The sequence below is a fragment of the Paenibacillus sp. BSR1-1 genome, assembly GCF_030403775.1.
Lineage (GTDB): Bacteria > Bacillota > Bacilli > Bacillales > Cytobacillaceae > Neobacillus.
Map to the genome: position 1 here is coordinate 14,770 of NZ_JAQMWQ010000033.1, position 12,030 is coordinate 26,799.

The following is a 12,030-nucleotide window of genomic DNA, read 5'->3' on the forward strand; positions in this document are numbered from 1 at the left end:
GTAAGAATAGATTTGATGAACGAATTAAAACTTTTATAAAGGACAAAGGACGATTACAGGTAAAGAACATTGAATCTGTTGATATTGGTGGATTAAAGGTCTTTTTATCAGAGGGTTACAAACTAGAAGCATTTCCAGATAGTTCGGAAGATGATGATCAAGGCGAACACTGGAGGTTCTTTAACCGAAAAGATAATAGTCCTCATTTTGTTGTTTCTGGAATGGGAATTGAAAAGGTTTGAAGTTTAACTTTGTGAAGAGATGTACTTAAACTATCAGGTGCTTGAGCTCAAGAATGATCGCTGCGGCAGTCAATTATGCTTGTTGAAGTCAGTTTACTTCAATAAACATAATAAGTTCGAATTGTTCAATTACATAGTTATAATTTGATAAGGTGTATTATACTTTCTAGTTTTACAAATACTTTTAAAAACTGTAGAACCGGTATGAACATGGGTTGTGATATTAATTACATGGGGCGACGAGTTTCATCGCCATTTTCTTTTTTCTAAACCGTTCTAAAAAAACTAAGCAAGAACGTAAAATATATATTGCAATTAATGATTGGTGGATTTGTATGGTCCCAACTCCAGACAGAATATCTTATTTGGCAAATCAAAAAAGATACAAAAAGCACTAAATAAATCCTAATAATATTTTTAAACTCCATCATTGTAAGGAGATAAGAATGCGAATTATTTTATACTCAGCTTTTATTTTTGCTGCTTATAAGTGGGGTGATTGGAAAAATTGGCGCAAATATTATCCCACTTTCTTATTTTGGATAGGTGGCGATTTTTTTTATAATGCCTTACTTCGAAACCATAGATTTTGGAATTTTACCAAAGGTATAATCGGGGATGATATACTACACGGTCATCTTATTATTAGCCTTTTTGTAATGTTTTTTTCTTATACATCCACCCTGCTAATATACCTAGGGAGATTTCCACATCAAAGATTAAAACAACTTTTTTGGATATTGCTGTGGGTCTTAATTTATACTTTCATTGAAATTTCTAGCAATAAGTTAAATTCGATTGAGTATCATTACGGTTGGAACATTTATTGGTCACTACTTTTCAATATAATAATGTTTACAGTCCTAAAGATTCATGTTAGTAAACCTTGGTTAGCGTGGATAATTTCAATTTTATTTTTAATTTTTCTTTCCAACATATTTAATTTGCCCAGGGAATCATTTGATTAATGATTCCCCTATTTATTTGAGTTCGCCCTCGGAGGCATTTCTTATTGAAATAACGGAGCAGTTTACTTTAGTTAGAACTAGTAAAAAATATAGTAATGAAAAATATTTTGTTTAGGCTGTGATTGAAATGTCAAATAGGGAAGAATTGCTAAAAATTATAAGTGAACTCGAAGATGATAAGATTAAAAAAGTCTTGAAAATAATTGAGCAGATGAAAAATTATGAACAAGAATATCTTATTTCGTTTGAGGAATTTAAGCATGATCAATGGAGAATTGGCTATTGGGAAAAAGCTCTTGAAGGAAAAGAATTTTCTTCTGTAGATCCCTATGGGGATACACATTTCTTTAAACCAAAAGGAGAAATGGACGTTAGGATGTATTATGACCTTGCATTAAAAGATTTTCAGGAAAGTAAAAGGAGATTAAATCTATTATTAGAATTAAAAAACTTTTATGACCCTGTTATTTAGCTTATGGTTCAGCTTAGATTGTAAAGAAATATACTTACAACAAACGGGGTGCTATTCTTCATTAACTATGGTCCTCTTTCTTTTGGATATGATTTTAGAATGAGCTTAAATAAGTGATAGTAAGTAGGTGAAGATTTTATGGAATGGATAAAAACTTTTGGACTAATACTATCTGTTATTTGTTTGTTGTTAGGACCTATACAGTTGTATCGTTTTAAAAAAGAATTTCAAAAACTAGATGAAGACCAAGTTATTACAGATGAATTAGCGAAAAAGTGGGTTAAACGTTTGTATTGGGTGATTACTTCGATTATTTTAGGAATAATCTTGAGTATTCTAGCTACAATACTGCCTTATCTTAAGTAACAGTAATTGGTTAAAAGTTTGTGAAGAATTGTTCTTAAAGTAACGGGTAGCAAGAGTTAAAGTTGAGATCGCTGCGGCGGTCTTTTTTCTTGTCGAGCTAACAGGGAAGTTTAGTGTAATATTTTGTTAAATCAATAACCTGCTGTGGTAGAGGTGGAAGAGGCTTTATTACCCAACAATAAATTTTGACTGAAAAAAAGTAAATATTTGAGTTCTAAAAAAACGAAAGGAGTTTTATCACCTTCAGTTTTATCCGAGATGTAAGTGTTATTTGTATAAAACTGGATTTGTTGCGGAAAATAGTCCTTAACCGAACAAAGACAAATCAGTAGGTGAAAATAATGAAAAATCCAAAAGTGTTTATGATAGCTTTGTTAGTTGTTCCTTGGTTAACGTTACCTTTACTAGGTAGAAAAGCATTTAAAAGATTTCTTCCAACTGCAATATTTATGTGTACGTTCACTAAAGCTTTAGATTTTTATGGTGAGAAGAAAAATTGGTGGAAATTTTATAATGGCATCGGACCTTTTGATAGTATGAACTTTATGAATTTCGGTGCATACCTTGTAACTAGTCTATGGGTGTTAAAACTGACTTTTGGGAAGTTACCATTATTCATCATTTCAAATACTCTTCTCCATGTTACATTTATCTTTGGAGGATTAAAATTTGTAGAAGGCTTTAAAATATTTTCTTTAGAACAATTAACCAAATTTCAATACTTGGTATTAAGCTTTTTCAGGTGTTTGATTCTATATGCTTTTCAATATATAACGGAGTTGAATCCTCTCAAGAAATCGTTTTTTTATAAAAAGTGGATTCGATAAACCTTCAAACACGAAGGTTTTTTATTTTGCTTAACAGTGTCATAAAAAAGATTGTGAAAAAATGTACTTAAGCTAACGGGGGCGATTGTACAATATGAACAGTCGCTTATTTACTAACGGAGCAGGTTAGTTGAAGAAGAAGTTGGAAACTTTAATGAATAATGTATTGGGTGAAAAGAGGTAATAGTATGGGGCGAATATCTTTGATTATTTCAGTAGTTTTATCTTTGGTGGTATCAATATTGAATTTAACAGATCAAAGATATATAAATGGGACATTTATGGCGATTGTTTTTGTTTTAACCTTAATTGAACTAATACGACAATTAAGAAATAAAAGTAACACATAAGTTTTTATTGTAAATAAAGGCAATTGAAGGAAGATAAAGGTGATAAATGGTGGTTAGATTTTTATTTGCACTTATAATTTTTTTAATACTAGGTGGTTTAATTTATCATACTATACCCCATAAATATATTTTATGGTTAATAGTTATTTATCCTACACTCTATTTTGTTATTTTTGAAATTATTTTTAAATCACCCAAGAAGGATTGAATAAATGTATGTAATGTGAAACTTTTCACTTAAAGTAAAGGGGTGCTTTACTTGAACAAGGCAAAATAAAAAAGTCGATTTTCTATAACATTGAGGAATCGACTTTTTTAATGGGTGATTTCCTTATCGTTGTAAATATGCATTTTCCTGACGTTACTCCTGACATAAGTTGAATTCTCTTTTGCCTTTACCCATACAGCATTGGAAAAAGACCAAAAAGAGTTTTGCTAATGGAAATACTAGTATTTGGATTCATATATCATTCAGATAATTTGTACTGCCTGAAAATAAGCTTGCCAGCGCCTCAAATACCCTTCGTGTTTGAATTGTAGATTGCACTGATTATATAAACCTGAAGGGATAGATCATAAATAATGTTATAATTTGCTCCTTTCGTTATATTTCAAAAAATAGTAATATAATTTAGAGAATTTTTTAGGGATGGGGAGATTAAATTTGATTACAGACGGAAATCTAGCGAAAAAAGAACAGCCAGAGAAAACAACTCAGTATAAGGTTCCTGTCTACCTAATGAAAATGAGGGGAAAAGGACAGAGTCCTTTAAAAGTAAATACGAAAGATGTTCTAACTGGATTTATAGGTGGTACTATTACTATTTTTATTTTGAGTTTATTAGCCATTTCTACATCGACTCCATGGTTAATTGCTTCATTTGGAGCAAGTTGTGTATTGGCTTTTTCTCTTTGGAACTCTCCTTTATCACAACCAAGAAATATTATTGGCGGACATTTCATTTCAACTTTAATGGGATTAATTGTTTATTATGTATTTGGAAATGAGCCTTGGTCTCTTGCCTTAGGAGTTGGATTAGCCATCAGTTTGATGATGTTAACCAAAACTACGCATCCACCAGCTGGGGCTGATCCGATTATTGTGATTCTTGGGAGTAGTCATACATGGGAATATTTATTTACGCCAGTATTATCAGGCTCTATTGTTATTGTGCTAGTCGCATTATTGATTAATAATTTGCGAAGTGATAGAAATTATCCTGTGTTTTGGATATAACAAATGAAGTAAGTTACGATTGAAAAGACAATAGTTTAGAGGACCTCTTACAGAAGAAAAAGCAGAAGCTATTGATTCCTAGCTTGCTGAGAAAAAATAATAATTAAAAAACCAAAATAGAACTCCCATTTTGGTTTTTTAACCTTAAAACATTCATATCTAACAGTGTTAATCTTTTTAAATAAAAAAGGACGTGTTCAGAAAGTGGTGTGTTAGCGAATAAATAAATTTTCCAAGAGAGTTTGTGAAATATTGCACTTAAACTATAGGGTGCAAGAGTTAAAGATTGGGATGGCTGCGGCGATCTCCTTTTTTTTTGTACTAACAGGGCAGGTTAGTGGTAAGAGCGTTTTTGTTAATAGGCACAAAAAAGAACGCCATAGATTTCATCTAATGAAAAAAACTTGGCATTCTTATTTAATGAACGAAGTAATGAATTTTTTCACAACTAATCCAATTATCACTCCTGGTATAACAAATAATATTGGTAAAAAAATAGGTCCAAACAATAAACCGAAAATTTTAATATCAGTGGAATAAATCAAACCAATAGTAACAAAATACGCTGCAAAAACAAAAGGAAGGAATAAAAAAGGAGATTTCTCAACTCCTTCATTTGCATCCTTTACTGCATCCCACAAAGCAAAAAAGTACAAACAGGGATAAAACATTAGCCACTTGAAATTGATTTGCTCAATGGAAGTATCAGTATTACCATGAAAGCTTGAAATGAAAAATTTGATTGGATATTTACAAGAAATTCAAGGAAAATGAACAGTACACTTTAACATATTTTTGATTTAATAATTGTCCGAAGCCAGGCAAAGCAATGGACCATAATAATTTCTCAATCGCATTCTTATTCAATCATAATCCCTATTTCTTTTTGGTTTTAGCTATTTCAATTTCATCAATGGATGCAGGGGGCTTTTCCATCCAACCATGTTCAATCATAATGTTCGCTCCATCTTCCGCATATTGAACGGCTTCAAGAAGTATCCGTATAAACTTTGTACCCAAGTCACGTCTAGCAACCGTTCCTATTGCTGATCCATAATAGCCAAGTGACATTCCTGAAAGAATAGATACTTGGAACATCATTAATTTATCCGAAAATGGTGGAGTCGTAGATTTAAGAACTTCTGAATCATATGTAGGTGATTCAGATATATTTTCTTCTGCTAAAATATGTGCCATAATCTCCACAACTTTACTAGCGATTTGTGCTCCTTTAACCAAATAATTTTGAACCTCTTTTAATCCTGCAGTTTGAGCAAAGCCTAAAAGTAACGCTTTACCAACAGCATTTCTTTGCATATTTTCATAAAAGTGCATGATTTCTATAGAATTGATTGGGCGACGTTCTCCAAACCAACCAGTTAAATATCCTTGTTTCTCTATAAATTCAACTTTATCTGGAATTGGGATATAAGCAGCTCTTGAATACAATCCTGTTTCTAATGAAACGTTTAATGATTTAAAATATAATTCCCTTGTGAGGTCTACTGCACTTGAGAAAAGTTCTAAAACATCGAAGCGAGTACAACCAGATAAAGCCGCACTATATGCAGACAAGCCGTGTCTTGACATATTGTGAACAAAATTTAAAAAGAAGGTATCAGAATATAGTGCAGGTGCATTTACATTAACATCCTCATTTTCACTAAAAGCAACGGGAATGGGATGATTTTCTTTAACATAAATTTCTGCTATATTTTGTAACATCTGATCTGATATTGAAATTGCCAAATTTATTACTGTCCGTATTTCCTCATCTTGGGTCTTTTCTTTAAAATACTTCAATACACACTTAGACATACTATTATTCATGTATCCAGTCCAAAGTTGTGCTATTTCAGCAGAAGTAAGACGAATATTATCTTCAGAATTCATAAGAAATTGACCTCCAGGTAGCATGTTTTTTTTAAATGCCCTATTTAAAGAAAAATAATATACTTATGATTATTGGTGGTGTTATTAGTTTTAATAAGATAGTGACGGCTTCAATCAATTGCATTTAAAGAAAATAGTTATTTGTGAAAATATGTACATCAACTAACTGGGTGCTTGAGCACAAGGATGATCGCTGCAGCGGTCTTTTTTCTTGTTGAGCTAACGAAGCAGTTTAGTTCAAGAAGTGGAATTATTTAGGGTAGGAAGAACCTTATGAATCGTTATTTCAGGTGGGATGATGTTTATATTGGGGGAACTAAATAAAACTTTTGATGGTTATGCTACAAAACAGATTGCATTAACAACAAACAAGTACATAGCTTCCAACCGTAAATGAAAATAAATTGAATCTAGTAATTTTTCAGATCATAGAAAAGTCATTAAATAGTTGAAGTCTAATTCAATTTTAAGAAGAGTTTTAGGATTCATTATGATAAAATAATGAAGGAAATAATTGGGGATTTTGGGATTATTTAATCAGCTTTTTAAGAGATGGGGAATGACTTTGAAAAGATGGACTCTAGTTATATTTATAGTGTTGGTAATTGGATACCTTGGTTTTCAATATCTAGAACATAGACAACAACAACTTCAACTTTATGATACTAGCATAATGGAATACATTGAAACTAATGGAAATGTACAGACTCTTATGCAAGAAGCCATTGGTGGAACCCACTATGATATTAAACGTGTTAATGATGACATTGACAGAGTAAAGGCATTATTACAATCACGCATCGATGATATGGAAAAAGCACCTGTCCCCAAATCCTACCAACAAGCACATAGGGATTTGTTAATCTCATATAAAAATTTTTCGAAAAAATTAACTACATATCAAAAGAATCTGAAAAAGGATGGAATGATTACCAAGTCGAATATCTTGGTATTAAATTCTGCATACTCACAACTTATTCAAGCTTCAGATCATTGGTATGTTATTTTTAAAGAAAGCTTGAAGAATGAGGGGCGTAGTTTTCCTATATTCGGTAGTTTACAGCATCAACGGTTTTATGAAAATGAAACACAAACCAGAATGGAAATTGTCCTAACCGGCGTTGAGCACGATATTATCCCCTTTGTTAATCAAAAGGATTATGGTGCTCTAGATAAGATGCTTAGTAATACTAGTGTTTATCTATGGGTGATTTCTTATATGACTCATATGAATGTTCCTGAAGCTTATACTTTTGCCCACCAGCATCTTCTTACGGCATACATCAATTATTATACTTTGGTAAAAGATGTTCAATATCCATTAATGGACGAAGAATTCCTTGAAAAAGTAAAGGGATGTTATCAGGATATGAAGCAAGCTTCTGAAGAGTGGAATGAAGTTTACGATCACAATCATATAAATTATTAGTTTAAATTGTGAAGAAATGTACTTAAGCTAACTGGGTGCTTTAATGGAGGAGAATAATCACTTGAAATTTATTTACTTTAACGATACAGGAAGACAAGTAAACATACATTCAGCTACTTTTTCACATGGTTGTACTGGATCAAGTGAACCAATCAAACCCCTAGAACAAAGAGTATTTGAATTACCCGAAGGTACATTTCCTTGGGTTAAGATGTGGGATTATGGTGATATTGGATTAAGCATATTAGTTTCACCTATGAAAGAAGCTGAATAAAATATCCTTCAAGCTTGCTGCATTAACGGGGGAAAGGGTTTAAGAAAAGTGGCTGCTTCGGCAGCTTTTTACTTGTTCCACTACCATGAAAGTACAAAACAGTGAAAATCGAAAAAAGACAATGCTAAAGTAGACCCAGCAATTATAATTTTTAAAAAAGCTGAGCCTAAAATTAAACATCATGTCGCAATATCAGTATGACCACAAAAACCCTACTTTCATTCTTTGTGGTGGAGAGCTGTTTTTTGCGATTCATGGATGGCTAACGGGTGCTTGAATTGGGCAACAAAATGGACTGTTTTCGGCAGTCCTTTTTCTTTATCGTTATTTAACTATAGGGTGCATATTAATTGAAGTAGGACATTCAATAAACGATAGAGAATACACAGTTTGGTAAGATGTTGAATGAAGTGATCAAAAAGGAGCGAAGGAAAATGAAATGGCTGGTGCAGGAGTCTTTGAACAACCCCTCCAATGTGGTCCGGATGATGATTGCTTTGGGAAAAACAGAAACGGCTTATTTATTAGTCAGGTTAAATAAAAACCATACGCTGACCGTGCTTGATCAAGAGACGAAATTGCCGCTTGATGATTCCGACTTTGTCTTAAACGAATTCATTCAAGACGATAAAATCATGGTATATGGGTCAAAAGCATTCGCAGAGCTTGCCCAAAAGATGGAGCTATATCCCGGTTCATTTTGGAATGAAAATTTCGATTTCGCTGTATTGAAAAAACAGCTGGGAGAGGAGCTTTTGAATCATGACCTCACCATTGGTGAGTTGTTTAATTTCCAACCGAGTGATGACTTATTTATCATCCGTCCGACAGGAAACACAAAACTGTTTGCTGGAATGACGGTTTCAAAAGACGATTTCCTAATCTGGCAGGAACGGGAGCGAATGCTCGGTGAAAAAAGTTCATATGCAGGCAAGACATTAATGATTTCTTCGCTTAAAAAGATCCAAGCGGAATTTCGTTTCTTTGTCGTGGATCAAACGATTGTCACATCTAGCAGCTATAGAATCAACGGAGAGTTTGACACAAGCAGAAAACATTCAGATGAAATGATGGCTTACACAAAGCGCATCGTCGAGCGCTTCCCGCTATCAAAGGCATTTGTCATCGATATTGCGTTGACCGATGCGGGTTACAAGGTAGTGGAGTATAATAACATCAATTGTTCAGGTCTTTATGATTGTGATGAGCTTGCCATCGTACGTGCGATCAACCACTTATGTTAGGAGAGGTACATGATGAAGAGAATTCGGATCGATTTTAATGCACCCAGCACAAAGTATTTTCCGATTTCAATGGAAGAATTAAACGTCGAACGGTAAAATTGGCTTCCTTGGGAGGAAACACAAAGCAAACAGTTTATCAGAGGCAAAAAAACATCTAATTTTGGCAATGAGTAAGAATATAAGTTGGTCCTATAGTAAGGAATTGTAACAGTTAGTGAACAGCATTGATAAAAAATAATTTAAGAGATTTCCATAGACCAGTAATTCAGTTTGAATTTAAAATGAATGTTTCCGGGTTATTAAACTAACGAAGCAGATTAGTTTAAGTACATTTCTTCACAAAGTTATAGAAAGCCGATCTTCTTATTTAAGAAGCTTATTACTGGAAATTTATGGAACAACAGAAATGCTTTTTCTTATTGAAGGAACGGGGCTTCACCAAGATCCCTTTGTCTATTGTAGGCAAAGTAACCATTTGAAGCCTAAGTCATACACTATGATAAAGGATTTTTCCTTAATAATCTCATAAAAGAGGAGCATATTGATGGAAAAACGAACGATTAATCAAGTGGGTGGAAATGTTCCTCAACCTATACGAAGTGATGGAGCTGGAGGGATTGACTCCGGACCGCGTAATATTATACGCGATCTACAAAATCCGGATATGCTCGTACCACCGATTACAGATGCAGGGCTGGTTCCTAACTTGAAATTCTCATTCTCAGACACTTCAATGAAATTAGATCAAGGGGGATGGTCCCGTGAGATCACAGTAAGAGAGCTTCCTATAGCTACTACCCTTGCTGGAGTAAATATGAGTTTAAGCGCTGGCGGTGTACGTGAACTCCATTGGCATAAACAAGCAGAATGGTCTTATATGCTGTTAGGACGGGCTCGTATAACCTCTGTTGACCAACAAGGACGAAATTTTATTGCCGACATCGGACCGGGAGATCTTTGGTACTTTCCCCCTGGAATTCCTCATTCGATTCAAGGGTTGGAACATTGCGAATTTCTGCTCGTCTTCGATGACGGGAACTTTTCCGATCTTTCCACCTTATCCATCTCCGATTGGTTTGCACATACTCCAAAAGATGTGCTGTCCGCCAATTTTGGTGTACCAGTGAGTGCTTTTAACTCAATTCCTTCTGAACAGGTATATATCTATCAGGGAGAGGTACCAGGTTCACTGGATAGTCAAGAAGTTCAGTCACCTTATGGAAACGTACCTTTAACCTTCAAGCACGAGCTCTTTAAACAAACACCAATTAAAACGCCAGGTGGTAGTGTACGAATTGTGGACTCTACTAACTTTCCAATTTCAAAAACGATTGCTGCGGCACTCGTTGAGATTGAACCGGGTGCAATGAGAGAAATGCATTGGCATCCTAATAACGACGAATGGCAGTATTACCTTACCGGAAAAGGGCGAATGACAGTATTTACAGGAAACGGTGCAGCTCGAACTTTTGATTATAGTGCTGGTGATGTCGGATATGTACCTTTTGCTACTGGACACTATATACAAAACACCGGAACTGAAACATTATGGTTTTTAGAGATGTTTAAAAGTAATCGATTTGAAGACGTGTCACTGAATCAATGGATGGCACTGACTCCTAAAGACTTAGTAAAGAGCAATTTAAATGTTGGTTCAGAATTGATTGATTCTCTACACAAGAAGAAATATCCTGTTGTTAAATATTCCGAATTTTCCTCTGTCCAAAGAACAGATAAAAAGATATTTTAATTAACAATTTTGATGACATTAGGACAAAACTTGGTTTTAGATATGCCGCATTGTGGTAATCCAGAAAAATCACTTAATCGAGCAACATATTTGAGCATAAGGTTATCCATTGTGTGGTGGAGGTGATTACTATGTACAAGACAATTTACGAACACGCTGCTGAGATTACCCGTGATGTTATTAAAGCAAGAGGAGAAGCTATTGACGGTGATAAGGAATTAATTGAAACTTATTTAAGTGATGAAGCCGTTACCAACTTGTATAAAAAAGTATTCAGAGGGCTAAATGAACAATTAGTGTTATATGAGAGTGTCGTGGGGAAGAATTATTTCCTCCCATTATCAAACTGTTGTCATCCTATTGTTTTTAAATATTCCCCTTACTATGACTCTTAGTATTAACACTAAATCAAAGAGTGATGATGTTTTAGTTGCTGTTGTTTTTTATTCAAAAGGCAAGTACCCATTAGGGTTCTTGCTTATTTATTTTTAATTAATTTCCTAGTTGTTTCCTTTTTGAGTCAAATTGTGAAAATATTCACTTAAACTAACGGGTGCTTTACCAAAAATTCGAGCAAAAAAGGTGTTACCGTATTTGGCAACACCCATTTTTATTATTAAAAGACAGTTTTTATTTATGGAAGTAAATTTAGTTAAAGGGCTAAGCAATCTGAGAACTACACCTTGTACCAACTTGTTCTGGTTGTAATAAATCATTTAAGGCTTGTTGATTAATCACTTCATTAAAATCAGTTGGTTGGACTAAGGAAATTCCTCTACGATTAGCAACAGAAATAATTATACCTATTTCATAATACATATTTTTCGTAAGAATACCTTTTTCAATATTATTAATAATTTCATAGTAAAAACGAATTAATAACTCATCTGGTAACTTTTCATAGAAATCCATTTTTTATTCACCTCAAGCTCCAACGATTGTAAGCCTTTTCAATAATTATACCATTATTCAGAATCC

Annotated in this window: 12 protein-coding genes and 1 pseudogene; 10 read left to right on the forward strand and 3 right to left on the reverse strand. The window is 33.6% G+C overall.

Features of this window, described 5'->3' with window-relative positions; all coding sequences use genetic code 11:
• Window positions 1–688: 688 nt before the first annotated feature.
• The 5 genes from PH210_RS29845 (at window position 689) to PH210_RS27640 (ending at window position 4,462) form a co-directional block, all read left to right on the forward strand.
• On the forward strand, window positions 689–1,210 hold the full coding sequence (locus tag PH210_RS29845; protein WP_354670028.1) for a CBO0543 family protein: 522 nt from the start codon (window positions 689–691) through the stop codon (window positions 1,208–1,210).
• A gap of 127 nt (window positions 1,211–1,337) precedes the next feature.
• A complete protein-coding gene (locus PH210_RS27625) occupies window positions 1,338–1,682 on the forward strand; it encodes a hypothetical protein (RefSeq protein ID WP_289989596.1) in 345 nt (114 codons plus the stop codon).
• 138 nt (window positions 1,683–1,820) lie between these two features.
• The gene (locus tag PH210_RS27630; protein WP_289989598.1) at window positions 1,821–2,048 is read left to right on the forward strand and encodes a hypothetical protein; all 228 of its coding nucleotides are present in this window, start codon (window positions 1,821–1,823) and stop codon (window positions 2,046–2,048) included.
• A gap of 341 nt (window positions 2,049–2,389) precedes the next feature.
• The gene (locus PH210_RS27635; RefSeq protein ID WP_289989600.1) at window positions 2,390–2,875 is read left to right on the forward strand and encodes a hypothetical protein; all 486 of its coding nucleotides are present in this window, start codon (window positions 2,390–2,392) and stop codon (window positions 2,873–2,875) included.
• A gap of 1,089 nt (window positions 2,876–3,964) precedes the next feature.
• A complete protein-coding gene (locus PH210_RS27640) occupies window positions 3,965–4,462 on the forward strand; it encodes an HPP family protein (protein ID WP_289989683.1) in 498 nt (165 codons plus the stop codon).
• Between the two features lie 413 nt (window positions 4,463–4,875).
• Here the strand turns inward: PH210_RS27640 and PH210_RS27645 are convergent.
• Window positions 4,876–5,329, reverse strand: a pseudogene (locus PH210_RS27645) (hypothetical protein).
• 9 nt (window positions 5,330–5,338) lie between these two features.
• Window positions 5,339–6,355, reverse strand: coding sequence for a DUF3231 family protein (locus PH210_RS27650; protein ID WP_289989602.1), 1,017 nt, complete (start codon window positions 6,353–6,355; stop codon window positions 5,339–5,341).
• 514 nt (window positions 6,356–6,869) lie between these two features.
• On the opposite strand from PH210_RS27650, the gene PH210_RS27655 reads away from it, so the two are divergent.
• From PH210_RS27655 to PH210_RS27675, 5 genes are all read left to right on the forward strand, one after another.
• Window positions 6,870–7,784 (forward strand): hypothetical protein, encoded by a 915-nt coding sequence (locus PH210_RS27655; RefSeq protein WP_289989604.1) that lies wholly within the window; start codon window positions 6,870–6,872, stop codon window positions 7,782–7,784.
• Between the two features lie 61 nt (window positions 7,785–7,845).
• A complete protein-coding gene (locus tag PH210_RS27660; protein ID WP_289989606.1) occupies window positions 7,846–8,058 on the forward strand; it encodes a hypothetical protein in 213 nt (70 codons plus the stop codon).
• Between the two features lie 434 nt (window positions 8,059–8,492).
• On the forward strand, window positions 8,493–9,302 hold the full coding sequence (locus tag PH210_RS27665) for an ATP-grasp domain-containing protein (protein WP_289989608.1): 810 nt from the start codon (window positions 8,493–8,495) through the stop codon (window positions 9,300–9,302).
• Window positions 9,303–9,846: 544 nt separating this feature from the next.
• Entirely contained in the window at window positions 9,847–11,052 is a 1,206-nt protein-coding gene (locus PH210_RS27670; protein ID WP_289989610.1) for an oxalate decarboxylase, read from the forward strand.
• 131 nt (window positions 11,053–11,183) lie between these two features.
• Window positions 11,184–11,447: a hypothetical protein gene (locus PH210_RS27675; protein ID WP_289989612.1), complete on the forward strand. Its 264-nt coding sequence runs from the start codon at window positions 11,184–11,186 to the stop codon at window positions 11,445–11,447.
• A 265-nt stretch (window positions 11,448–11,712) separates the two neighbouring features.
• On the opposite strand, the gene PH210_RS27680 is transcribed toward PH210_RS27675, so the two are convergent.
• Complete coding sequence (locus tag PH210_RS27680; protein WP_289989614.1) at window positions 11,713–11,964, reverse strand: hypothetical protein; 252 nt, start codon at window positions 11,962–11,964, stop codon at window positions 11,713–11,715.
• Between the last annotated feature and the right edge of the window lie 66 nt (window positions 11,965–12,030).